This is a genomic window from Aurantimonas sp. A2-1-M11, assembly GCF_036549475.1.
Taxonomy (GTDB): Bacteria; Pseudomonadota; Alphaproteobacteria; order Rhizobiales; family Rhizobiaceae; genus Aurantimonas.
Map to the genome: position 1 here is coordinate 18,387 of NZ_JAZHLI010000033.1, position 23,255 is coordinate 41,641.

Annotated in this window: 19 protein-coding genes; 18 read left to right on the plus strand and 1 reads right to left on the minus strand. The window is 68.0% G+C overall.

What is annotated here, in order from left to right; all coding sequences use genetic code 11:
- Positions 1 to 3: 3 nt before the first annotated feature.
- The 10 genes from ftsL to murB all read left to right on the plus strand — a co-directional run bounded on the left by ftsL (position 4) and on the right by murB (position 12,567).
- Positions 4 to 360, plus strand: a complete 357-nt coding sequence (gene ftsL / locus VQ042_RS15185) for a cell division protein FtsL (protein WP_331820748.1) — start codon at positions 4 to 6, stop codon at positions 358 to 360.
- The gene (locus VQ042_RS15190) at positions 360 to 2,096 is read left to right on the plus strand and encodes a peptidoglycan D,D-transpeptidase FtsI family protein (protein WP_331820750.1); all 1,737 of its coding nucleotides are present in this window, start codon (positions 360 to 362) and stop codon (positions 2,094 to 2,096) included. The genes ftsL and VQ042_RS15190 overlap by 1 nt, the downstream gene beginning before the upstream one ends.
- Before the next feature lie 171 nt (positions 2,097 to 2,267).
- A complete protein-coding gene (locus VQ042_RS15195) occupies positions 2,268 to 3,716 on the plus strand; it encodes a UDP-N-acetylmuramoyl-L-alanyl-D-glutamate--2,6-diaminopimelate ligase (protein ID WP_331820752.1) in 1,449 nt (482 codons plus the stop codon).
- Entirely contained in the window at positions 3,713 to 5,287 is a 1,575-nt protein-coding gene (locus tag VQ042_RS15200) for a UDP-N-acetylmuramoylalanyl-D-glutamyl-2,6-diaminopimelate--D-alanyl-D-alanine ligase (RefSeq protein WP_331820754.1), read from the plus strand. The genes VQ042_RS15195 and VQ042_RS15200 overlap by 4 nt, the downstream gene beginning before the upstream one ends.
- Positions 5,284 to 6,366, plus strand: coding sequence for a phospho-N-acetylmuramoyl-pentapeptide-transferase (mraY, locus tag VQ042_RS15205; RefSeq protein WP_331820756.1), 1,083 nt, complete (start codon positions 5,284 to 5,286; stop codon positions 6,364 to 6,366). The genes VQ042_RS15200 and mraY overlap by 4 nt, the downstream gene beginning before the upstream one ends.
- A gap of 4 nt (positions 6,367 to 6,370) precedes the next feature.
- Complete coding sequence (murD, locus tag VQ042_RS15210; protein ID WP_331820758.1) at positions 6,371 to 7,783, plus strand: UDP-N-acetylmuramoyl-L-alanine--D-glutamate ligase; 1,413 nt, start codon at positions 6,371 to 6,373, stop codon at positions 7,781 to 7,783.
- 2 nt (positions 7,784 to 7,785) lie between these two features.
- Positions 7,786 to 8,943: a putative lipid II flippase FtsW gene (ftsW, locus tag VQ042_RS15215; protein ID WP_331820760.1), complete on the plus strand. Its 1,158-nt coding sequence runs from the start codon at positions 7,786 to 7,788 to the stop codon at positions 8,941 to 8,943.
- Positions 8,944 to 9,042: 99 nt separating this feature from the next.
- A complete protein-coding gene (murG, locus tag VQ042_RS15220; protein WP_442880095.1) occupies positions 9,043 to 10,149 on the plus strand; it encodes an undecaprenyldiphospho-muramoylpentapeptide beta-N-acetylglucosaminyltransferase in 1,107 nt (368 codons plus the stop codon).
- Between the two features lie 28 nt (positions 10,150 to 10,177).
- Positions 10,178 to 11,611: a UDP-N-acetylmuramate--L-alanine ligase gene (gene murC, locus VQ042_RS15225; protein WP_331820764.1), complete on the plus strand. Its 1,434-nt coding sequence runs from the start codon at positions 10,178 to 10,180 to the stop codon at positions 11,609 to 11,611.
- On the plus strand, positions 11,611 to 12,567 hold the full coding sequence (murB, locus tag VQ042_RS15230; RefSeq protein ID WP_331820766.1) for a UDP-N-acetylmuramate dehydrogenase: 957 nt from the start codon (positions 11,611 to 11,613) through the stop codon (positions 12,565 to 12,567). The genes murC and murB overlap by 1 nt, the downstream gene beginning before the upstream one ends.
- Before the next feature lie 78 nt (positions 12,568 to 12,645).
- Here the strand turns inward: murB and VQ042_RS15235 are convergent, their stop codons facing one another.
- Positions 12,646 to 12,870: a hypothetical protein gene (locus VQ042_RS15235; protein WP_331820768.1), complete on the minus strand. Its 225-nt coding sequence runs from the start codon at positions 12,868 to 12,870 to the stop codon at positions 12,646 to 12,648.
- Between the two features lie 197 nt (positions 12,871 to 13,067).
- Here VQ042_RS15235 and VQ042_RS15240 point away from each other — a divergent pair, with 197 nt between their 5' ends.
- The 8 genes from VQ042_RS15240 to VQ042_RS15275 all read left to right on the plus strand — a co-directional run bounded on the left by VQ042_RS15240 (position 13,068) and on the right by VQ042_RS15275 (position 23,238).
- Positions 13,068 to 13,991, plus strand: a complete 924-nt coding sequence (locus VQ042_RS15240) for a D-alanine--D-alanine ligase (protein ID WP_331820770.1) — start codon at positions 13,068 to 13,070, stop codon at positions 13,989 to 13,991.
- The gene (locus VQ042_RS15245) at positions 13,979 to 14,914 is read left to right on the plus strand and encodes a cell division protein FtsQ/DivIB (RefSeq protein ID WP_331820772.1); all 936 of its coding nucleotides are present in this window, start codon (positions 13,979 to 13,981) and stop codon (positions 14,912 to 14,914) included. The genes VQ042_RS15240 and VQ042_RS15245 overlap by 13 nt, the downstream gene beginning before the upstream one ends.
- Entirely contained in the window at positions 14,911 to 16,236 is a 1,326-nt protein-coding gene (gene ftsA, locus VQ042_RS15250; RefSeq protein ID WP_331820774.1) for a cell division protein FtsA, read from the plus strand. Before VQ042_RS15245 ends, ftsA begins: the two co-directional genes overlap by 4 nt.
- A 127-nt stretch (positions 16,237 to 16,363) precedes the next feature.
- The gene (ftsZ, locus tag VQ042_RS15255; protein ID WP_331820776.1) at positions 16,364 to 17,920 is read left to right on the plus strand and encodes a cell division protein FtsZ; all 1,557 of its coding nucleotides are present in this window, start codon (positions 16,364 to 16,366) and stop codon (positions 17,918 to 17,920) included.
- Positions 17,921 to 18,236: 316 nt separating this feature from the next.
- The gene (lpxC, locus tag VQ042_RS15260; RefSeq protein ID WP_331820778.1) at positions 18,237 to 19,175 is read left to right on the plus strand and encodes a UDP-3-O-acyl-N-acetylglucosamine deacetylase; all 939 of its coding nucleotides are present in this window, start codon (positions 18,237 to 18,239) and stop codon (positions 19,173 to 19,175) included.
- Between the two features lie 177 nt (positions 19,176 to 19,352).
- The gene (locus VQ042_RS15265) at positions 19,353 to 20,234 is read left to right on the plus strand and encodes an outer membrane protein assembly factor BamD (protein ID WP_331820780.1); all 882 of its coding nucleotides are present in this window, start codon (positions 19,353 to 19,355) and stop codon (positions 20,232 to 20,234) included.
- Positions 20,235 to 20,428: 194 nt separating this feature from the next.
- On the plus strand, positions 20,429 to 22,114 hold the full coding sequence (gene recN / locus VQ042_RS15270) for a DNA repair protein RecN (protein WP_331820782.1): 1,686 nt from the start codon (positions 20,429 to 20,431) through the stop codon (positions 22,112 to 22,114).
- A 2-nt stretch (positions 22,115 to 22,116) separates the two neighbouring features.
- On the plus strand, positions 22,117 to 23,238 hold the full coding sequence (locus VQ042_RS15275) for an FAD-dependent oxidoreductase (RefSeq protein ID WP_331820784.1): 1,122 nt from the start codon (positions 22,117 to 22,119) through the stop codon (positions 23,236 to 23,238).
- Positions 23,239 to 23,255: the final 17 nt, after the last annotated feature.

A 23,255-nucleotide genomic window follows, 5' to 3' on the forward strand; every position in this document is an offset into this window, starting at 1 on the left:
GCCATGTTGAAAACACTCGACATCGTGCTGATCGCAGTGATGATCTCCGCGGCAGCCTGGACCTACAAGATCAAGCACGAGGCCGAAACGCTGGAGACCGCGGTCACCAAGCTCGAACGCCGTATCGCGCTCGAGCGGGAGACGATCTCGCTCCTGGAGGCCGACTGGAGCCTGCTCGACCAGCCCAACCGGCTGCAGCGCATCGCCAACGCTTTCCAGGACGAGCTGCAGCTGCAGCCCATGCGTCCCGACCAGATCGTCCGGCCCGACGAACTTCCGCGCCGCCCGGTGAATCTCGTTCCCGAGACCGGCGGCAATCTCGGCGGCTATGCCGACAGCTCCGAAACGGTGGTACGGTGATGCGAGTGCCCAATCCGTTCAAGCGCACCAAACCGGCAGCGCCGACCAGCACACTGCCCGAATGCGACCATTTCGGCCGTCCGCGCCGCCGCCGGCGCACGCCCCAGAACCGCAGCCGCTTCGTCATCGCCATCGGCCTGTTCGTCGGCATCTACGGCGTCATCGGCGGCCGGCTCGTCATGTGGGGCATCGCGCCCACCGAGAGCGCGGCGGCCTACGGCGCCCATGACAAGATCATGTCGGACCGGCCCGACCTTCTCGACCGCAATGGCGAAGTGCTGGCGACGGACATCAAGACCGCCTCGCTCTTCGCCGAGCCGCGCCGCATCATCGATCCTGACGAGGCGAGCGAACTCTTGCTCGGCGTCATGCCGGATCTCGACCCGAAATGGCTTTACCGCCGGCTGGCCAGCAATGCTGGCTTCGTCTGGCTGCGCCGCGAGCTGACGCCGGGCCAGCAGCAGGCCGTCCTCGACCTCGGTATTCCGGGCATCGGCTTCCGCACCGAAAAGCGCCGCTTCTATCCGGGCGGCACCACCGCGGGCTTCATTGTCGGACATACCAACGTCGACAATCAGGGCACCGCGGGCATGGAGAAGTACATCGACGACCAGGGCTACCGCGCCCTGCAGGATGCCGGCCTGGCCGTGGGTACCGACCTGGAGCCCGTGAAGCTGTCGCTCGACCTGCGTGTCCAGCACATCGTGGGCGACGAACTGGCCGCCGCGATGACCCGCTACCGGGCGATCGCCGCCGGCGGCGTCGTCCTCGACGTCGACACCGGCGAGGTCATCGCCATGACGTCGCTTCCCGACTACGACCCCAACCAGCCGAGCCAGGCGCTGGACAAGGACCGCATGAACCGCATGTCGGCCGGCCTCTACGAGATGGGCTCGACCTTCAAGGCGTTCACCACGGCGATGGCGCTGGATTCAGGCAAGGTGAAGATCACCGACAGCTTCGACGCCACGCGCCCGATCCGCATGGGCGGCTTCACGATTTCCGACTTCCACGGCAAGCGCCGGGTGCTCAGCGTGCCCGAGGTCTTCATCTATTCGTCGAACATCGGCAGCGCCAAGGAAGCCGAGGCCGTCGGCATCGAGGGGCACCGCGAATTCCTGACCCGCGTCGGTCTCCTGTCGCGCATGGAGACCGAACTGCCCGAAGTTGCCACGCCGACGCAGCCGAAGGTGTGGAAGCAGATCAACTCGGTGACGATCTCCTTCGGCCACGGCATCTCGACGACGCCGCTGAACACCGCGGTCGCCGCAGCCGCGCTGATGAATGGTGGCAAGCTGATCCCGCCGACCTTCCTGCCGCGCACGCGCGCCGAGGCCGAGGCGGTGGCAACGCGCGTACTGCAAGAGAAGACCAGCGACGAGATGCGCTACCTGTTCCGGCTGAACGTGGCCGATCAGCGCGGCTCGGGCAACAGGACGGACGTTCCCGGCTACCGGGTTGGCGGCAAGACCGGCACGGCCAACAAGGTGGTCAACGGGCGCTATTCGGACACCAAGAAGTTCAACGCCTTCCTGTCCGCCTTTCCCACCGACAACCCCCGCTACATCGTCCTCGTCGTGATCGACGAGCCCAAGCCTGAAGAGGGGCAGCATTACGCGACGGCCGGCATGAACGCGGCGCCCACCGTGGGCAACATCATCCGGCGTTCGGCCACGCTGCTGGGTGTGCGGCCGGAATTCGGCGAAGAAGGCAAGTCGCTGCTCGTCTCCTACTAGACCCATCTTTGCGGCGGTGACGCCGGCAGGCTGCCGCAGGAAAGCAACAGCCGGGCCGCCGTGTCGGGCCGGCGGGACATGCGCGCTTCACCGGACGGACGCTTGCCTATAGAAGACCGACCAGCCGGCGAGCGATGCGCCGGCTTTTCGGTACAGCTCGGAACATGGTTAATGAAGCTTTCCCAACTCGCTGAGGGCCTTGCAGAAAGGCCTACGACGCACGATCCGGACATCGCCGGACTGGCCGTCGACTCGCGCGAGACTGGCGCCGGCTTCTTGTTTGCCGCCCTGGCCGGCAGCCGCGCCGATGGGGCCCGCTTCGTGGCCGATGCCGAGGGCCGCGGTGCGGCAGCGATCCTCGCCGCCGAGGGCGTGGCGATCGAGACCGCGTTGCCGGTGCTGCGCACACCCGACCCGCGCCGCGCCATCGCGCTGATGGCCGCCCGCCTCCACGGAGCGCAGCCGGAGCATGTCGTCGCGATCACCGGCACTGCCGGCAAGACCTCCATCGCCACCTTCACCCGACAGATCTGGGCCCGATGCGGGCTTGCCGCGGCCTCGATCGGGACCACCGGCATTGTCTCGCCGAGCCGCGACGAATACGGCTCCTTGACCACGCCCGACCCAATCGCGCTTGCGCGGCTGATGGCGGAACTCGCCGGCGAGGGGGTTACCCATGTCGCCATGGAGGCCTCCAGCCACGGCATCGACCAGCGCCGGCTGGATGGCGTGAAGCTGGCCGCCGCCGCCTTCAGCAATCTCGGCCACGACCATCTCGACTATCACCCGGACATCGACTCCTATTTCGCCGCCAAGATGCGGCTGTTCACGACGCTGCTGCCGAAGGGCGCGCCGGCCGTGATCTTCGCCGACGACCGCTGGTCCGGCCGGGCGATCGACATCGCCACGAACGCCGGCGCCCGGGTGCTGACCGTGGGGCGCGGCGGCGAATTCCTGACGCTGAAGCGGCTGGAATTGGAACGCCAGCGCCAGATCGCGGAGATCGAGGCCGACGGCCGTATCCACCGGGTCGTGCTGCCGCTGGCCGGCGAATTCCAGATGGCCAATGCCCTCGTCGCGGCAGGCCTGGCTATCGCTACCGGCGTGAAGACGGCCGACGCGCTGACGGCGCTGGAGCATCTGAAGGGCGCGGCCGGCCGGCTCGACCTCGCCGGTACCACGGCGGATGGCGCGCCGGTCTTCGTCGACTATGCCCACAAGCCCGAGGCGCTGGAGAACGTGCTGGCGGCGGTGCGCCCCTTCACCACGGGGCGCGTGCTGGTGGTCATCGGCTGCGGCGGCGACCGCGACCGGGCCAAGCGGCCGATGATGGGCGAGATCGCCGCGCGGCTCGCCGACATCGTCATCGTCACCGACGACAATCCGCGCTCCGAGGATCCATCGGCAATCCGCGCCGAGATCATGGCTGCGGCCGTCGGCGCGCGCGAGATCGGCGACCGCCGCGCCGCAATCCGCGAGGCCGTCTTTGCGGCCCGCACCGGCGACACGGTGGTGATCGCCGGCAAGGGCCACGAGATCGGCCAGACGGTCGCCGGCATCACCCATCATTTCAGCGACCACGAAGAGGTCCGCGCAGCCCTTACGGAGGCGGTCCGATGAACGAAGCTCCGAAGAACGAAAACACGGCGAACGAGACCCCGTTGGAAGATGCCCCAACTCACGAGGCATTGTGGGAGGTCAATGCCATGGCGGCGGCGATGCACGCCCGCCCGCTCGGCGATCTGCCGGCGACGATTTCCGGGCTTTCCATCGACACGCGGACCCTGTCGCCGGGCGACGCCTTCTTCGCCATCCAGGGCGACCGCTTCGACGGCCACGACTTCCTCACGGCGGCGACCAAGGCGGGAGCTGCGCTACACGTCGTTTCCGAGCAGAAGTTGCCGGCGCTCGGGCGCGTGCAGTCGCCGCTGCTGGTCGTCGACGACGTCCTGAAGGCAATGTCGCGGCTGGCAGAAGCCGCCCGGGCGCGCTCCAAGGCGACCATCGTCGCGGTCACCGGCAGCGTCGGCAAGACCACCACCAAGGAAGCGCTGCGCCACGGCCTGTCCGCCGAGGGCAGCGTGCATGCGAGCGCCGCCTCCTTCAACAATCACTGGGGCGTGCCGCTGAGCCTGGCGCGCCTGCCGCGCGACGCCCGTTTCGCCATCTTCGAGATCGGCATGAACCATCCGGGCGAGATTCGTCCGTTGGTCAAGCTGGTGCGTCCGCACATGGCGATCATCACCCTGATCGCCGCGGCCCATCTGGGGCATTTCCGCGACCTCGACGAGATCGCCGAGGCCAAGGCCGAGATCTTCGAGGGGCTGGTCGCCGACGGCACCGCCATCCTCAACGCCGACGACCCGCGCTGCGGCCCGCTGGCGACCATGGCCCGCAAGGCCGGGGTGACCGGCATCCGCACCTTCGGCGAGACCGTCGGCGCCGACTACCGGCTGCTCTCCTTCGAGCCCGCCGGCGATGGCGCGGTGATGGAGGCGGTGATCGACGGCGAAACCGTGCGCGTCGAGCTGGCCTCGCGCGGCCGTCACATGGCGCAGAACATCCTCGCCGTCCTCGGTGCCGCGTCGTTGGCGGGCGCTGACGTCCACCGCGTCGCCGCCGCGCTGAAGGACTGGCGCGCCGTCAAGGGCCGCGGCGGGCGCGACCGGCTGCCGATGCCGGCGGGCGGCCATATCGAGCTGATCGACGAGAGCTACAACGCCAATCCCGCTTCGATGCGCGCCGCGCTCGACGTCCTGGCGACGACGCAGCCGGGCGAGGGCGGCCGGCGCATTGCCGTGCTGGGCGACATGCTGGAGCTCGGCGACAGCGCCCGCGACCTGCATGCCGGCCTGATCGAGCCGATCGAGGCCGCGGGCGCTGACATCGTGTTCCTGGCGGGCGAGGAGATGAAGGCGTTGGACGACGTGCTGGAATCGCGCGTGAAGCGGGAATGGCACGAAAATCCGGGCGAGCTTCTGGACAGCCTCCTGAAGACGATCCGCACCGGCGACGTCGTCATGATCAAGGCGTCCAAGAGCATCGGCTTCTCGCCGCTGGTCGACAAGCTGCTCGCCCTCTATCCGCCCACGGCGGCCACCACCGACGCGCCGGGCACCCCCGCCGGCGACGCCCAGTCCCCGGCGCCGAGCCCGGCGGACGATATCGACCCAGCGGGAGCCGCTACATGATCGCCTATCTCGGCCAGTTCGGCGCCGATTTCCAGCTCTTCAACGTCTTCCGCTACATCACCTTCCGCACCGGCGCGGCAATGATCACCGGGTTTCTCGTCGTCTTCCTGTTCGGCCCCGTCGTCATCGCCAATCTCCGGGTCCGCCAGGGCCGCGGCCAGCCGATCCGCGCCGACGGGCCGCAGACCCATTTCAAGAAGGCCGGCACGCCCACCATGGGGGGGCTGATGATCCTGACCGGCTTTCTGGTGGCGACGCTGCTGTGGGCGGATCTGCGCAACCTCTATGTCTGGACGGTGCTGCTGGTCACGCTCGGCTTCGGCGCGATCGGCTTCTACGACGACTATCTCAAGGTCACCAAGCAGAGCGACAAGGGCTTTTCCGGAAAGATGCGCCTGGCGCTGGAATTCCTCATCGCCGGCGTGGCGGCGGTGCTGATCATCTATGCCGGAACGGGCGACTTCGCGAGTTCGCTGGCCTTCCCCTTCGTCAAGGAGATCCTGCTCAATCTGGGCTGGTTCTATGTCGGCTTTGCCGCCTTCGTCATCGTCGGGGCCGCCAATGCGGTGAACCTGACCGACGGCCTGGACGGTCTCGCCATCGTGCCGATCATGATCGCGGCCGGCGCCTTCGGCCTGATCGCCTATGTCGCGGGCAACGTGAACTTCGCAAACTATCTCCAGATCCACTATGTCGCCGGCACCGGCGAACTGGCGCCGATCTGCGGTGCAGTGATCGGCGCCGGCCTCGGCTTCCTGTGGTTCAACGCGCCGCCGGCGGCGATCTTCATGGGCGACACCGGGTCGCTGGCACTGGGCGGCCTGACCGGCACGGTGGCCGTCGCCACCAAGCACGAGATCGTGCTGGCCATCATCGGCGGCCTCTTCGTCATCGAGGCGCTGTCGGTCATCATCCAGGTCGGATGGTTCAAGATGACCGGGCGGCGGGTCTTCCTGATGGCCCCCATCCACCACCATTTCGAGAAGCTCGGCTGGACCGAGAGCCAGGTCGTGGTGCGGTTCTGGATCATCGCCTTCATGCTGGCCTTTGTCGGCCTGTCCACCCTGAAGCTGAGGTGAGCGGATGATCCCGGCCCGCGCTTTTTCCGGAAAATCGGTTGCGCTGTTCGGGCTCGGCGCGTCCGGCCGCGCGACCGCGCGCGCCCTCCTGGAGGGCGGCGCGGACGTTACCGCCTGGGACGACAACCCGGCCAGCGTCGAGGCGGCGACCGCGGAAGGCATCGCGACAAATGACCTGGCGACTGCGGAATGGTCGCGCTTTGCCGCGCTGGTGCTGTCGCCGGGCGTGCCGCTGACCCATCCGCGGTCGCACTGGACCGTGGCACTGGCCTATGCGGCCGGCGTCGAGGTGATCGGCGACATCGAACTGTTCTGCCGCGAGCGGCGGGCGCTGGCACCCGAGGCGCCGTTCGTCGCCATCACCGGCACCAACGGCAAGTCGACGACGACGGCGCTGATTGCCCATTGCCTCGCCCATGCGGGACGCGACGTGCAACTCGGCGGCAATATCGGCGTCGCCATCATGACGCTGGCGCCGCCCGCGGCGGAGCGACACTACGTTGTCGAGTGCTCGTCCTACCAGATCGATCTCGCGCCGACGATCGAGCCCTCGATCGGGCTGCTCCTCAACCTGACGCCCGACCATCTCGACCGCCACGGCTCGATGAGCAACTACGCTGCCGTCAAGACGCGGCTGGTATCGGGCGCGGAACTGGCCGTCGTCGGCGTCGACGATCCCCATTGCCGCCAGATCGCCGACGAGCTGGAATCGGAAGGCCGTACCGTCGTGCGGATCTCGCAGACCGACGGGCTGGACGCCGGGGTCGGCTTCGACGGCCTCGTCCTGCACCGGCGTATGGAGGGACGGCCCGAGGCGACCTTCGACCTGTCGGGGATCGGCTCGCTGCGCGGCCGCCACAACGGCCAGAACGCCGCTGCGGCGGTGGCGGTCTTCACGGCGCTCGGCCTGTCGGACGAGGAAATCAGAGCCGGCCTGAAGAGCTTTCCGGGCCTGGCGCATCGGATGGAAGAGGTCGGCCGTGCCGGCCCGGTGCTGTTCGTCAACGATTCCAAGGCGACCAATGCCGAGGCTGCCGCGCCCGCGCTCGCTGCCTTCCCGCGCATCCACTGGATTGCCGGCGGCCTGCCCAAGGAGGGCGGCATCGGCACGCTGTCCCAGTACTTCCCGCGGATCGCCAAGGCGTATCTGATCGGCGAGGCGGCGCCGTCCTTCGCGGCGACGCTTGGTAAACGAATTCCTTACGAAATCTCCGGTACGCTGGACGTCGCGGTCGCGCACGCGGCGGCCGATGCGGCGGCGGACGCGGCAGACCAGGGCAGCGAGGGGGAGGCAGTCGTCCTCCTGTCGCCGGCCTGTGCGAGCTTTGACCAGTTCCGCAATTTCGAGGTTCGGGGCGATGCCTTCCGCGACGCGGTACGCAAGCTGCCGGATATGGCGATGGTCCGGAAGGAATGACGATGACAAGCCGGATCAAACGGGGTGTGATCAGCGACTGGTGGTGGGGCGTCGACCGCTGGTTCCTGGCGGCGTTCCTGACGTTGCTGGTCGGCGGCCTGGTGCTGTCCTTCGCCGCCAGCCCGCCCGTGGCCGAACGTATCGGCCTCGAGCCGTTCCATTTCGTCAAGCGGCACGCCGTCTTCCTGGTGCCCTCGGCGCTAGTGATGTTCGCCTGTTCGCTGCTGACCCCGCGCGGCGTGCGTCGCGCGGCGCTGGTCATCCTGGCCGCCTCGCTGGCCCTGATGGTTTTGGCGCTGTTCTTCGGCACGGAGATCAAGGGCGCGCGCCGCTGGATCGATCTCGGCCCCCTGAACCTGCAGCCGTCGGAATTCATGAAGCCGGCCTTCGTGGTGATCTGCGCCTGGCTGTTCGCGGAGAACCAGCGCCGCGCCGAAATCCCCGGCAATCTCTTCGCGCTGATCCTGCTGCTCGTCGCAGTGGCGCTGCTGGTCGCCCAGCCCGATCTGGGCCAGACCATCCTGGTCGCAGGCGCCTGGGGCGGGCTGTTCTTCATGGCCGGCCTGTCCTGGCTGTGGATCGCCGTCCTCGGCGGCATCGGCGCCGTCGGGGCGTTTCTCGCCTATGTCGCCTTTCCCCACGTGGCGAGCCGCATCGACCGCTTCCTCACCGGCGAGGGCGACACCTTCCAGACCGACACCGCACGCGAGGCGATCATGCGCGGGGGCTGGCTGGGGCAGGGCCCTGGCGAAGGCACCGTCAAGCGGATGCTGCCCGACAGCCACACCGACTTCGCCTTCGCCGTGCTGGCCGAGGAATTCGGCATCATCACCTGCGCGTTGCTTGCCGCGATCTTCGCCTTCATCGTGATACGCGGCCTGCAGGTGGCAATCGTCCAGCGCGACATCTTCAACAGGCTGGCGATATCCGGCCTCGTCCTCCTGTTCGGCCTGCAGTCGATCATCAACATGGCGGTGAACCTGCAATTGATGCCGGCCAAGGGCATGACGCTGCCCTTCATCTCCTACGGTGGCTCCTCGATGCTGGCCGTGGCGGTCTCCGCCGGCTTCATCCTGGCGCTGACCCGCCGCCGCCCAGAGAACCGCTCGCATACGGACCGCCTCCTGGAGCGGACCTGGCAGATGCACGGCGTCGGCTGACGCAAGTGACAAGATAGGCGCGGCCGACCCGTTCGGGCTGGTGGTGCAATGAGCCGGTCGCGGCGTGCACTTGCGTCCGGCGGCTCGCATGGATATCGCCTGACCATGACAACGATCCTGCTTTCCGCCGGCGGCACGGGCGGCCATCTCTTTCCGGCCGAAGCACTGGCGCACGAACTCGTCGCCCGTGGCCACGACGTCCATCTCGTCACCGACGACCGCGCGGGGCGTTTCGCCGACCGGTTTCCCGTCAAGGAGATCCACCGCGTCCGCTCGGCGACCTTTGCTTCCAAAAACCCCATCGCCGTGTTCTCGGCGCTGTGGACCCTGTGGCGCGGCTTCCGAGAGGCCGGCGAGCTGATCCGCGAGATCCGCCCGGCGGTGGTCGTCGGCTTCGGCGGCTATCCGACCGTGCCACCGCTGATGGCGGCCCAGCGGGCCGGACGTCCGACGATGATCCACGAGCAGAACGCCGTCATGGGCCGCGCCAACAAGTTCCTTGCCCCGCGCGTCGACCGCATCGCTGCCGGCATGCCGCAGGGCACGGCCGACCCGGCCATCGTGAGCAAGATCACCGTCACCGGCAATCCGGTCCGGCCAGCGGTCATCGCCGCCGCGGCAACGCGCTACCTGCCGGCCGCGGCGGATCAACCCTTCAACCTCGTCGTGTTCGGCGGCAGCCAGGGCGCGCAATTCTTCTCGGAAGTCATGCCGGCGGCGATCGACGCCCTGCCGGAGGAGCTGCGCCGGCGGCTGGTCGTCACCCAGCAGGCGCGCGCCGAGGACGAGGACGCGGTGCGGCGCTTCTACGCCGAGCGCGGCATCGCCGCGACGGTCGCGCCGTTCTTCTCGGACATGGCCGAGCGGATCGGGGCGGCGCATCTGGTGATCAGCCGTTCCGGCGCCTCGACGGTGTCCGAGATCGCGGTGATCGGGCGTCCGGCGATCCTGGTGCCCTATCCCTATGCGCTCGACCACGACCAGGCGGCGAACGCCGCGCGGCTGGAGGCCGAGGGCGGGGCGCTCGTCGAGCCCCAGGCGCAGCTGACGCCCGAACGCCTGGCCGGGTTGATCGCCGGGATCGCCGGTGATCGGGCAAAGGCCTCGGCGATGGCGAAGGCGGCGCGTGCGACCGGAATACCGGATGCGGCGGAGTTGCTTGCCGACCTCGTTGAGTCTATGCCGCAGGCCGTGAAACCAAGCTGATCGCTTATAAAATCAGGGGGATGCGGCCATGAAGATGCCGCCGAACATCGGACCGGTCCACTTCATCGGGATCGGCGGCATCGGGATGAGCGGCATCGCCGAGGTGCTGCTGAATCTCGGCTATACGGTGCAGGGCTCCGACCAGAGCGAGAACGCCAACGTGCAGCGGCTGCGCGAACTGGGCGTGAGGATCTCCATCGGGCACGCGGCCGAGAATCTCGGGGAGGCCGAAGTGGTCGTCGTCTCCACGGCGATCAAGCGCTCCAATCCGGAACTCGCCGCCGCCCGCGAGCGGCTGCTGCCGATCGTGCGCCGCGCGGAGATGCTGGCCGAGCTGATGCGCTTTCGCCACGCCATCGCCATCGGCGGCACCCATGGCAAGACGACGACCACCTCGATGGTCGCCACCCTGCTCGACGCCGGCGATCTCGATCCGACCGTCGTCAATGGCGGCATCATCAACGCCTATGGCACCAATGCCCGCATGGGCGAGGGCGAGTGGATGGTGGTGGAGGCCGACGAATCCGACGGCACCTTCCTGAAGCTGCCGGCCGACATCGCCGTCGTGACCAACATCGATCCCGAACATCTCGACCATTACGGCACCTTCGACAAGGTGCGCGAGGCGTTCTGTTCCTTCGTCGAGAACGTGCCCTTCTACGGCGTCGGGGTCATGTGCCTCGACCATCCCGAAGTGCAGGCGCTGGTGTCGCGCATCGAGGACCGCCGCATTATCACCTATGGCGAGAACCTGCAGGCCGACGTGCGTTTCGAGAATGTCAGCTTCTCGGCCGGCAAGTCGCATTTCGACATCACCATCCGCGACCGGGTGAAGGGCACGTCCGAGCGCATCGAGGACCTGGTCCTGCCGATGCCGGGCCGGCACAACGTCTCCAACGCCACGGCGGCCATCGCGGTGGCGCACCGCCTGAACATTTCCGCCGAGGCGATCCGCAAGGGCCTCGCCGGTTTCGGCGGCGTCAAGCGACGCTTCACCTTGACCGGCGTCGTGGGCGACGTCGCCATCTACGACGATTACGGCCACCACCCGGTGGAGATCCGCGCCGCGCTTGCGGCCGCGCGTTCGTCTGCCGCGGGCCGGGTCATCGCGGTCGTGCAGCCGCACCGCTACACACGGCTGCAGGCGCTGTTCACCGATTTTGCCGCCTGCTTCAACGATGCCGACACGGTCATCATCGCGCCGGTCTATGCGGCCGGCGAGGAGCCGATCGAGTTCGTCACTTCGGAGATGCTGGTCGAGCGGCTGAAGCTCGGCGGCCACCGCGACGCGCGGCTGATCGACGGGCCGGAAGAGTTGGCCCCGCTGATCCATGACCTGGCCGAGCCGGGCGACATGGTGGTCTGCCTCGGCGCCGGCTCGATCTCGCAATGGGCCTATGCGCTACCGAAGGATCTGGAAGCGCTGGCCGCGGCCGAAGCCCCCGGCCGGGCGTCGGCCTGATGGCCGGCGCGGATCTGCTCGCCCGGATCGGCGACAGGCTTGAGGGGATCCGCGGCCGCCTGACACCCGATTCCGGGATGGACCGGATCACCTGGTTCCGTGCCGGCGGCCCGGCCGAACTTCTGTTCCAGCCGGCCGACGAAGCGGATCTGGCGACCTTCCTGGCAGCGCTGCCCGAGGAGATTCCGGTGCTCGTCGTCGGCATCGGCTCCAATCTCCTGGTGCGCGACGGCGGCGTGCCAGGCGTGGTGATCCGGCTGTCGGCCAAGGGCTTCGGTCAGGTCGAGCGGGTCGGCGACCGCACCCTTCGCGCCGGTGCCGCGCTGCCGGACAAGCGGCTCGCCGCGGCCGCGCTCGAGGCGGGGCTCGGTGGCTTTCATTTCTACCACGGCATTCCCGGCGCGATCGGCGGGGCCCTGCGGATGAATGCCGGGGCCAATGGCGTGGAGACCCGCGAGCGCGTCGTTGAGGTGAGGGCGTTCGACCGCAAGGGCGACCTCCATGTCCTGACCAATGCCGAGATGGGATATGCCTATCGCCATTCGGCCGCGTCATCTGACCTGATCTTCACAGCGGCCGTCTTCGAGGGCTATCCGGCCGAGGAAACGGAGATCCGCGCGAAGATGGACGAGGTCCAGCATCACCGCGAGACGGTGCAGCCGATCCGCGAGAAGACCGGTGGCTCGACTTTCAAGAACCCGCCGGAAAGTTCGGCCTGGAAGGAAGTCGACCGGGCCGGCTGCCGCGGCCTCGTCGTCGGCGGCGCGCAGATGTCCGAACTGCACTGCAATTTCATGATCAATACCGGCACGGCGACCGGCCACGATCTGGAACTGCTCGGCGAGACGGTCCGCGCCAGGGTGCTGGAGACGTCCGGCATCCGGCTCGAATGGGAGATCAAGCGGCTCGGCCGGTTCCAGGACGGCAAGGTCGTGGAGCCCTTTCTCGGGCGCTGATGCGGAGGAGGTGCCGGCGGACGCCGCCGCGCCTGGTGTCCTCGGCGCGAGCCGGGACGGAAGCGGTGTTTCGTCGGCTCAGTTGAAGCGCATCGCCACGCCGCGGCGGGCTGATTCCTTCATCAATGCCAGCACGAGATCGCCGTCGCCGCGCCGGTCGGTGGCGCCGCGTGCCAGGGCAATCTGCCGCGCCGCTTCGGCGAGCGTCAGGACCGTCCGCTCCAGCTTGGCGCGGATCACGACTTCTTCGATGGCTTCATGCAGATCGTTCGACATCGCATTTCCCCGGAAGGTCATGGCCATGGAGATGATCGACAATTCGTTAACGGAGTGGCAGTCTGCGAGCGCAAATTGAGCGGAGTGCCGCGAACCACAGCTGCCACTCCCATTGTGGCAGTGTTACGATTTTCTTGCTTTAGCGCGAGTGGCTTAACTCGCGCTTAACCATCTGCCTGCGATGAATGGCCGATACCCTCGTTCGAGGATGGATCGGGTTCTGTATGGGCAAGCATGTTGCGGTTTTGATGGGTGGGTTTTCGTCGGAGAGGCCCGTGAGCCTGGCCTCCGGCAAGGCCTGCGCGGCCGCGCTGGAGACCGCCGGCTACAGCGTGACGACCGTGGACGTCGACCGCAACGTCGCCGAAACGCTTGCCCGGATGCGTCCGGACGTCGCCTTCAACGCGCTGCATGGCCCGTTCGGCGAGGACGGCACCATCCAGGGCATCCTCGAATATCTGGAAATTCCCTACACCCATTCCGGCGTGCTGGCCTCGGCGCTGGCCATGCACAAGGAGCGGGCCAAGATCGTCGCTAAGGCGGCCGGCGTGCCGGTGGCCGAAGCCAAGCTTCGCCACCGTCTGGAGGCGGCCAAGACCCATGTCCTGCCGCCGCCCTACGTCATCAAGCCGGTGGCCGAGGGGTCGAGCTTCGGCGTCCTGATCGTGCGCGAGGACCAACCGCATCCGCCGCAGCAGCTCTATGGCGACGACTGGCCCTATGGCGACATCGTGATGATCGAGCGCTTCATCGCCGGCCGCGAACTGACCTGCGCGGTGATGGGCGACGTGGCGCTGGAGGTCTGCGAGATCGTCACCGAGGGCCACGCCTTCTACGATTACGATTCCAAGTACGTGCCCGGCGGTTCACGCCATGTGGTGCCCGCCGACCTCCCCAAGGATGTCGCTCGGCGCATCCAGGGCTGGTCGCTGGCCGCTCATGCCGCGATCGGCTGCCGCGGCGTCTCGCGCTCGGATTTTCGCTACGACGACCGTTTCGGTCCGGGCGGCGAGGTCATCTGGCTGGAGATCAACACCCAGCCCGGCATGACCGAGACATCGCTGGTGCCCGACATCGCCGCCGCGTCCGGACACAGCTTCCCGGAACTTCTCAGCTGGATGGTGGAGGATGCCTCATGTCGCCGATGACCGCCCAGCGCCCCTTCGGGGCCTATCGTGACCATGACGACGATCCGCGTCCGGGCGCTGTCGGCCGGCTGATGCTGCGCACCGCGCGGCTGGGCCGGCGTGTCTCGGCGCTGGCCGTCGACGTGGGGCAATGGCCGCTGCCCCGCTTCGGCAGCCTCGCCGCGGTCGTCATCGGCTCGTCGGTCTTCTACGGCGTCGTCCAGGGCGGGCATACCGTCACGGTGGTCGATGCCGTCGCGCAGCCGCTCGGATTCACGATCGAGGACATCGACGTCGCCGGCAACAGCGAGACCTCCGAGATCGACGTCCTGCAGGCGCTCTGGCAGACCGGCTCCCAGAGCCTGATCTCGCTCGATCCGTCGGCGGCGCGCGAGACGCTGGAGGCGATGCCCTGGATCGACCGGGCCTCGGTCGCCAAGGTCTTCCCCGGCCGCGTGCGCATCAGCGTTTCCGAGCACCGGCCCTATGCCGTCTGGCAGAAGGGCCAGGAATTCGTCGTCGTCAACCGCGAGGGACAGGAGATCGTCCCCTTCGCTCCCGGCCGCTTCGCCGCGCTGCCCATCGTCGTCGGCACCGGTGCGGCGACCCATGCCGCCGCCCTGATCGACGAAATGGAAGTGCTTCCCGAGCTTCGCGCAAGGGTCAAGGCGTATGTTCGCGTCGGAGACCGCCGATGGGACGTGCGGCTGGAGAATGGCCTGTCCGTCCTGTTGCCGGAGGATCAGCCGGTAGAAGCATTGGCCGAGGTGGCGAGAATGGATCGGGAGAATGGACTTCTGTCGCGGGACATCGTCTCCGTGGACATGCGGCTGTCCGATCGCATGGTCGTCAAGCTCACTCCCGACGCCTTGGTGCGCCGGAATGCGGCCCTTGAGGAGCGCGAGAAGCTCATCAAGCGTAGCCGGAAGGACAAGCCGGTATGAGTCTGTTCAATCGCGGCGGGGACGAACTGCCCCGCATCAAGGCACTGCCGAAGCGCCGCGCCCGGGTCATCTCGGTGCTCGACGTGGGCTCGGAGAAGATCTCCTGCCTGATCGCCCGCCTGAAGCCGCGCCTGGCCAGCGAGATGCTGCCCGGCCGCACCCATACGATCGAGGTCATCGGCGTCGGCCACCAGCGTTCGCACGGCATCAAGTCCGGCGTGGTCGTCGATCTGGACGCCGCCGAGCAGGCGATCCGACTGTGCGTCGACGCCGCCGAGCGCATGGCCGGGCTGACCATCGAATCGCTGATCGTCTCGGTCACGGCCGGACGTCTCAAGAGCCACAGCGGCTCCGCCGAGATCGAGACCGCCGGCGAGATCGACAAGGCCGACGTACAGCGCGTGCTGGGCATGGCGGCACGCGTGCCGCTCGACGAACGCCGCGTGGCGCTGCATTCCATGGCCTACGACCTGGCCCTGGACGGCGAGGGCGGCCTCGACAATCCGGTCGGCATGACCGGCTCGCGGCTCGGTGCCTCGATGCATGTCCTGTCTGCCGAGGAAACGCCGCTGCGCAATCTCGAGGCGGTGGTTAACCGCGCCCAGCTGATGGTCGAGGCCTTCGTCGCCACGCCCTATGCCAGCGCGCTGTCGACCCTCGTCGAGGACGAGGCCGCGATGGGATCGGCCTGCATCGACATGGGCGGCGGCGCCACTACCATCGCGATCTTCCAGAACGGCCGCTTCGTCTATGCCGACCAGGTCGCCATGGGCGGCCGCCACATCACCATGGACCTGGCCCGCGGCCTGTCGATTCCACTGGCCGATGCCGAGCGGCTGAAGGTCATGCACGGCTGCACGCTGACCGAGCTGATGCAGGATGGCGAGACCGTGCAGGTGGCCGCGCTCGGCGAGGACGGCCAGGATGCGCCGATCAACGTCGCCCGGTCGCTGGTCTCGCGGATCATCCGCCCGCGCGTCGAGGAGACGCTGGAACTCGTCCGCGACCGTCTGGCCGCCTCGGGGCTCGGCCATGTCATCGGCAAGCGGATCGTCCTGACCGGCGGCGCCAGCCAGCTCGCCGGTCTCGGCGACACGGCGCGCACCATCCTGCAGCGCAATGTCCGGCTCGGCCGCCCGATGGGCGTGTCCGGACTGAACCCGTCGAGCAAGGGACCGGCCTTCGCGACGGCTGTCGGCCTGCTGATCTACCCGCAGGTCGCCCACCGGGAGAGCGTGTCGGCGCCGTCCATCGCTACGGTTGCCTTCGACCAGAATAGCCGGGCCGGCCGGATCGGCTCGTGGCTGAGGCGAAGCCTGTGAAGATGCCCCCGGCCGCGGCGACGGCCGGGCGAACAGCAAACCGGTGCGCGCCGCGCACTGCAGGATAATCACCAACGGAACGGCCGCGCGGCGAACCGGCCAGAACTGTGTGAAAGAGGATCAAGCCATGAGCGTTACCCTGAAGAAGCCCGACATCACCGAACTGAAGCCCCGCATCACCGTCTTCGGCGTCGGCGGTGGCGGCTGCAACGCGGTGAACAACATGATCAATGCCGGGCTGGAAGGCGTCGAGTTCGTCATTGCGAACACCGATGCCCAGGCCCTGCGTTCCTCGCGCGCCGAGCGCATCATCCAGATGGGTGTGGCGGTCACCGAGGGTCTTGGCGCCGGCTCGCAGCCGGAAGTCGGCCGCGCGGCCGCTGAAGAGTCCATCGACGAGATCTGCGATCACCTGCTCGGCTCGCACATGTGCTTCGTCACCGCCGGCATGGGCGGCGGCACGGGCACCGGCGCGGCCCCGGTCGTCGCCCGGGCGGCGCGTGAAAAGGGCATCCTGACCGTCGGCGTCGTCACCAAGCCGTTCCACTTCGAAGGCCAGCGCCGGCTGCGCATCGCCGACCAGGGTATCGAGGAACTGCAGAAGAACGTCGATACGCTCATCGTCATTCCGAACCAGAACCTGTTCCGGATCGCCAACGACAAGACCACCTTCGCCGATGCCTTCGGCATGGCCGACCAGGTGCTCTATTCGGGCGTTGCCTGCATCACCGACCTGATGGTCAAGGAAGGCCTGATCAATCTCGACTTCGCCGACGTTCGTTCGGTGATGCGGGAGATGGGCAAGGCGATGATGGGCACAGGTGAAGCGTCCGGCGAGGGCCGTGCGATGGCCGCTGCGGAAGCTGCGATCGCCAACCCGCTGCTCGACGAGACCTCGATGAAGGGTGCCCGCGGCCTGCTGATCTCGATCACCGGCGGCCGTGACCTGACCCTGTTCGAGGTCGACGAGGCGGCGACCCGTATCCGCGAGGAAGTTGACCACGACGCCAACATCATTCTCGGCGCGACCTTCGACGAGAATCTGGAAGGCGTGATCCGGGTGTCGGTCGTCGCCACCGGTATCGATAAGGCGGAGATGGAAGCCATCGAAGCCGCCGCAGCGTACACCGGTCCGACGACTGCCGCGGCATCCCGCGCACTGCCCGTCTCCCAGGCTGCCGCGGCCCGTCCGGCCGCCCAGCAGCCGGCTCCCGCTGCGGTGCACGCCGATGTTTACGCTGAAGCTGCTCACGAGCCTCAGGCCGAGATCGAGGACGACTTCACCGCCGCTCTCGAGGCCGAGATCGCCCAAGTCAGCCCGGCCACGGAGCAAGCGGCACGCGCTGCACCGCGCATGCCGCGGGTCGAGGACTTCCCGCCCACCGTGCGGGCGGAAATCGAGAACCGTGCGGCCGCCGATGCCCATGCCGACGAGCGCGGCCCGATGGGCTTACTGCGTCGCTTGACCACCGGTTTGTCGCGCCGCGACGAGGACGAGGGGGCACCGGCTGAAGCGCGTCATGCGCCTGCCGAGCAGCCGCGGCGCGCCGTGGTCGAGCCGAACCCCTATGCGCCGCGTCGTTCCGCGGCGGAATCAGCGGCTCGTCCAGCCCCGCAACCGCGCGCCGTCAGCGAGGAAGATCAGCTCGAAATCCCCGCATTTCTGCGCCGTCAGGCGAACTGACCGTCAGCGTTGCAGGTTTGACACAAGGCCCGCCGATGACATCGGCGGGCCTTCTCATGACAAGTATATGAAAATACTGGATTTCCGAATTTTAGACGTGGACAGGCGGTAACAACGGGTAACGAACCGTGATTTTGTCGAAACGCTTGTTCGTTCTAGGAAATTCGTCACGGATTCAAAGCGCGTAACGGCCCGATTCTTCTTCAGGGGAACAGGGATGGGCCAGCGCTGGGGGCAAAGCTCCCGAGCGGGGATGCCGGTATCAGCGACGCGGTCCGCCGCGCGATGCTGGCGGGAAAGGTTACCGATAGTGCGAATGTTCCAGCAGACGATTGGTTCCACGGTCTACTTCGAGGGCATTGGCGTCCACAGCGGTCTTCCGGTCCAGCTCAGCCTGCTTCCCGCCGAAGTCAACACCGGTATCGTCTTCCACCTGAGCGACAAGCAGGGCTACATCCACGAGATCCGGGCGGTCTCCACCAATGCGGCGCCGATGGATCTGGCGACGGTGGTGGGCGATCCGCGCGGCGCCCATGTCGCCACGATCGAACATCTGATGGCCGCCCTTTACGCCATGGGCGTCGACAATGCCGTCGTGCAGCTCGACGCGCACGAGACGCCGATCATGGATGGTTGCGCCGCCGCCTTCATCAAGGGCATCCGCGAAGCCGACATCGTCGGCCAGTCGGCCAAGGTCCGCTATGTGCGCGTCCTCAAGCCGGTGGTCGTCGAGATGAACGGCGCCCGCGCCGAATACCTGCCGCACAACGGCACGCGCTTCGAGGTCGAGATCGATTTCGCGACGCCGGCCATCGGCCGGCAGGTCTACCGCGCCGACCTGACCGCCGAGCGCTTCGCCAGGGACCTCTCCCGTGCGCGCACTTTCGGCTTCATGAAGGACGTCGAGCGCCTGTGGGCGGCCGGTTCCGCCCTCGGCTCCTCGCTCGACAATTCGGTGGTCATCGGCGATGACGGCCGGGTGATCAATCCGGACGGCCTGCGCTACGAGGACGAGTTCGTCCGCCACAAGGCACTGGACGCCGTGGGAGACCAGGCGCTGGCCGGTGCCCGCGTGCTCGGCTGCTACCGCTCCTATCGCGGCGGTCACAAGCTGAACGGCCTCGCATTGCAGGCGCTGCTGGCCGATCGCCGGGCCTACGAGATCGTCGAGGCGCCGTCGCGCCGGGTCGATCCCATCCACCATGCGCCGCTCGTCGCCGTCGCGGCGCCGGCCTACGGTCCGCAGACCCTCTGAGGCGGGCTGCTCGCGCCGGGGCGTCAGATAGTCCCGGCCGAGACCGAAAACGCATTTGTCCGGTGGATTTGAAGCGGTACGTCACAAAAAAGGCGGCTTGAACCGGCTTGAGCGTTGCTGACGACGAAGGCGCGGCGTAAGACTGCCGGGCTTTCGAAAGCAGGGGGATCAGCACGAATGAGCAATCCGCACGATCATCCGGCCTGGCGCCGATTGCGGGTGGCGAAACTCACCGGCGCACTGGCGCTCGGTCTCGCATCCGCCGGCCTGACGGGCTGCATGTCATCGGACACCAGCGACGTCGAAGCGCTCGCGCTTGCCGCCGAGACCGACCCACCGGACGTTCTCTACAATCAAGGTCTCGCCAATCTCGAGGGCGGCCGTCTCGGTGAGGCGTCCAAGAAGTTCGAGGCGATCGACCGGCAGCATCCCTATTCGGAATGGGCCCGCAAGGCGCTGGTGATGAGCGCCTTTACCAGCTATCGCGGCGGCGACTACGACACCGCGATCAACTCCTCCAAACGCTACCTGTCGCTCTATCCCGGCAGCGAGGAGGCGGCCTACGCCCAGTACATCATGGGCCTGGCCTATTATCGCCAGATCCCGGACGTCACCCGCGACCAGAAGGAAGCCGCCCGTGCGGCGGCGGCCATGCGCGAGGTGTTCGAGAAATACCCCGATTCCGAATATGCCGAAGATGCGCGCGCCAAGCTGCGGATCGCCCGTGATCAGCTCGCCGGCAAGGAGATGCAGGTCGGGCGGTATTATCTGGAGCGGCGCGAATATGTCGCGGCGATCAACCGCTTCAAGAATGTCGTCGACGTCTATTCCGACAGCCGGCATGTGGAAGAGGCGCTGGCACGCTTGACCGAGGCCTATTACGCCATGGGCCTGACCCGCGAGGCCCAGGCTGCGGCATCCGTGCTCGGCCAGAACTTCCCGGATTCGCAGTGGTACCAGGATTCCTACCAGCTGCTGCAGTCCAACGGTCTGTCGCCCCGCGAGGGCGGCGCGACCTCGTGGTTTGGCGTGGCCGCGCGCAAGATCACCGGCGCCTGAGACAGGGCCGGACCGGGGACGCCCCGGTCCGGCCGCTCGCTGGCGGCCTTCGCCGGGCGGTGCGGTATCGTCTGTCCGGTGGCGCGCAAGGCCTCGCCGGTTTTCGCGCTCCGGCCGTGCGCTCGGCTCCTATCCGCACTATCTTGACGAGCCATTGCCATTTCGGTGGCGGTTCAGTACCGACGATCCCGGTCATGCTCGTTCATCTTTCGATCCGCGACATCGTTCTCATCGAACGGCTCGACATCGCCCTCGACGAAGGCCTCTCCGTGCTTACGGGCGAGACCGGCGCGGGCAAGTCGATCCTGCTCGATTCGCTGTCGCTCGCTCTCGGCGGGCGCGGGGATGGCGGTCTCGTGCGCCACGGCGCCAAACAGGGAGAGGTGACGGCGGCCTTCGACCTGCCCGCCGGCGCAGGCGTGCGTGCCATCCTGTTCGAGAACGGCTTCGACGAGCAGGATCTGCGCGAGGGCGACCTGATCCTGCGCCGCATCCAGACAGCCGACGGGCGTACCCGCGGTTTCATCAACGACCGGCCCGCCAGCGTCTCGCTGATGCGCAGCGTCGGCCAGGCGCTGGTCGAGATCCACGGGCAGCACGACGACCGGGCGCTGATCGACCCGCAGGCCCACCGTACGCTGCTCGACCAGTATGGCGGGCTTCAGCAGGAGGCGGCCGTCGTTGCGCGCGCCCATGCTGACTGGCGCGCTACCGAGCACGAACTGCGCACCCACCGCGCCCGCGTCGAGGCGGCGGCCCGCGAGGCCGATTATCTGCGATCCTCGGTTGAGGAACTCTCCGATCTCGCCCCGGTGGCCGGCGAGGAGGAGGAACTGGCCGAGCGCCGGCAGGTGATGATGCGCTCGGAAAAGATCGCCACCGACGTCCACGACGCCCATGAGGAACTCTCCGGCGCGTCCTCGCCGATCCCGCCGCTGGCCGGGCTCCTGAAGCGGCTCGATCGCAAGCGGGACGAGCTGCCGGGCCTGCTCGACGAGCCGATCGAACGGCTGGATGCGGCGCTCGACGCGCTGTCCGATGCGCAGATGGCGCTGCAGACGGCCCTGCGCTCGCTGGAGTTCGATCCTCGTGCGCTGGAGGAGACGGAGGAGCGCCTGTTCGCGCTGCGGGCGGCGGGCCGCAAATATTCCGTTCCCGTCGACGATCTGCCCGAATTGACCGCGCGGATGATCGGCGACCTGGCCGATCTGGACGCCGGTGAGGAACGGCTGGGCAAGCTGGAAGCGGCCCTGGCCGAGAAGCGCCAGCGCTTCGACCGGGATGCGGCCGCGCTGTCGGACAAGCGCCGCACCACGGCCCGGCTGCTGGAAGGCGCCGTGATGGCGGAACTGCCCGACCTGAAGCTCGACCGCGCGACCTTCCTGGTCGAGCAGACCACCGACCCCGACAGCCCGTCGGCGGCCGGGATCGACCAGATCGAGTTCTACGTCCAGACCAACCCCGGCACCCGTGCGGGCGCTATGATGAAGGTCGCCTCGGGCGGCGAGCTGTCGCGCTTCCTTCTGGCGCTGAAGGTCGCGCTGGCCGATCGCGGCTCGGCGCCGACACTGGTCTTCGACGAGATCGACACCGGGGTGGGCGGCGCCGTGGCCGATGCCATCGGTCGCCGTCTCGGGCGGCTGGGAAGCACCGTGCAGGTGCTGGCCGTCACCCACGCCCCTCAGGTCGCGGCCCGCGCCACGACGCATCTGCTGATCTCCAAGGGCACCGCCGAGTCCGGCGAGGACCGCGTGGCAACCCGCGTTGCGCCGATCGGCGAGGATGGCCGGCGCGAGGAGATCGCCCGCATGCTGGCCGGCGAGACCGTTACCGAAGAGGCGCGCGCCGCCGCTGCCCGGCTCATCGGCGCGGGAGCTTGAGCGTGACCGCCCGCTGCGTGCTCATCGCAGGCGCCGGGCCGGTCGGGCTGGCCGCCGCCGTCGAGTTTCGCCGCCGGGGCTTTTCCCCGCGCATCGTCGATGCAGGGGAGGGACCGACGCCCGACGACCAGTCGCGTGCGCTCGGCGTGCTCCCGCGCACCCTCGACATCCTGGCCGCCTCGGGCATCGCCTTGCGCATGCTGGCCGAGGGCAACCGGATCTCGCGCATGGCGGTTACCGACGACGGCCGGCCGCTCTTCGAGATGACCACCACGCCGGGCCACACGCAGCACCCCTTCATACTGGCACTGCCCCAAGGGCGCACGGAGCGGCTGATGATCGAATGGCTGGCCGCCCACGACGTCGAAATCGAATGGGGCGTGGGCTTCCAGACCGTCGCCGACACCCATGTGCCGCGCGTGACGCTCTCCACCGACGAGATTGTCGCCGCGGATATTGTCGTCGGGGCCGACGGCGCACATTCGGCGGTGCGCGAGGATATCGGCATTTCGTGGAGCGGCGACGGCTATCCGGCCGGTTTCGCGCTGGCTGACGTCGTCTTCGACCGGCCGATCGATCCGGCGGTGGCGAAGATCGACCTGCGCACGTCACCCGGGCATCTGAGCGGAGCGATCGCCATGCTGCCGCTGGGCGAACGACACGGCCGCTATGTTGGGATCGCGCCGTCGACCGAAGCGCTGCTCGGCGACCTTCCGGGCATTGGCGAGGTCGTCTGGGCCTCGCGCTTCCATGTCAGCTTCCGCCACGCCGAACGGATGGCCAAGGGCCGCGTGTTTCTCGCCGGCGATGCCGCCCATGTCCATTCGCCGGTGGGCGGGCGCGGCATGAATCTCGGCATCGAGGATGCGGCGACGCTGGCCTTCCTGGCGAGCGAAGACCGCGAGACCGAATACGAGATGCGCCGGCTGCCCTCCGTCCGGAAGGTGATGGCGGCGACGCGCCAGGGCACCGACTTCATCGCCGCGCCACCGCCCGCCGCGCTGGCGCTGCTACGCGTCTTCGTGCCCGTGGCGGGGCAGACGCCCTGGTTGCGCGGACGGATCGCGGACCGGATTCTCGGCCTCGACCTGCCGCCGCCGGAATGGCTAAGACAGGCCGGTTGAACGGCCAGGGATTCGGA

Excerpts from the sequence above, each read along its gene's own strand:
- VQ042_RS15245 (WP_331820772.1), top strand. The coding sequence starts at position 13,979 with ATGTCGCCGATGACCGCCCAGCGCCCCTTCGGGGCCTATCGTGACCAT.
- VQ042_RS15195 (WP_331820752.1), top strand. The coding sequence starts at position 2,268 with ATGAAGCTTTCCCAACTCGCTGAGGGCCTTGCAGAAAGGCCTACGACG.
- recN (WP_331820782.1), top strand. The coding sequence starts at position 20,429 with ATGCTCGTTCATCTTTCGATCCGCGACATCGTTCTCATCGAACGGCTC.
- VQ042_RS15200 (WP_331820754.1), top strand. The coding sequence starts at position 3,713 with ATGAACGAAGCTCCGAAGAACGAAAACACGGCGAACGAGACCCCGTTG.
- ftsL (WP_331820748.1), top strand. The coding sequence starts at position 4 with ATGTTGAAAACACTCGACATCGTGCTGATCGCAGTGATGATCTCCGCG.
- VQ042_RS15265 (WP_331820780.1), top strand. The coding sequence starts at position 19,353 with ATGAGCAATCCGCACGATCATCCGGCCTGGCGCCGATTGCGGGTGGCG.
- murB (WP_331820766.1), top strand. The coding sequence starts at position 11,611 with ATGGCCGGCGCGGATCTGCTCGCCCGGATCGGCGACAGGCTTGAGGGG.
- VQ042_RS15190 (WP_331820750.1), top strand. The coding sequence starts at position 360 with ATGCGAGTGCCCAATCCGTTCAAGCGCACCAAACCGGCAGCGCCGACC.
- VQ042_RS15240 (WP_331820770.1), top strand. The coding sequence starts at position 13,068 with ATGGGCAAGCATGTTGCGGTTTTGATGGGTGGGTTTTCGTCGGAGAGG.
- mraY (WP_331820756.1), top strand. The coding sequence starts at position 5,284 with ATGATCGCCTATCTCGGCCAGTTCGGCGCCGATTTCCAGCTCTTCAAC.
- ftsA (WP_331820774.1), top strand. The coding sequence starts at position 14,911 with ATGAGTCTGTTCAATCGCGGCGGGGACGAACTGCCCCGCATCAAGGCA.
- ftsZ (WP_331820776.1), top strand. The coding sequence starts at position 16,364 with ATGAGCGTTACCCTGAAGAAGCCCGACATCACCGAACTGAAGCCCCGC.
- murD (WP_331820758.1), top strand. The coding sequence starts at position 6,371 with ATGATCCCGGCCCGCGCTTTTTCCGGAAAATCGGTTGCGCTGTTCGGG.
- VQ042_RS15235 (WP_331820768.1), bottom strand. The coding sequence starts at position 12,870 with ATGGCCATGACCTTCCGGGGAAATGCGATGTCGAACGATCTGCATGAA.
- lpxC (WP_331820778.1), top strand. The coding sequence starts at position 18,237 with ATGTTCCAGCAGACGATTGGTTCCACGGTCTACTTCGAGGGCATTGGC.
- ftsW (WP_331820760.1), top strand. The coding sequence starts at position 7,786 with ATGACAAGCCGGATCAAACGGGGTGTGATCAGCGACTGGTGGTGGGGC.
- murC (WP_331820764.1), top strand. The coding sequence starts at position 10,178 with ATGAAGATGCCGCCGAACATCGGACCGGTCCACTTCATCGGGATCGGC.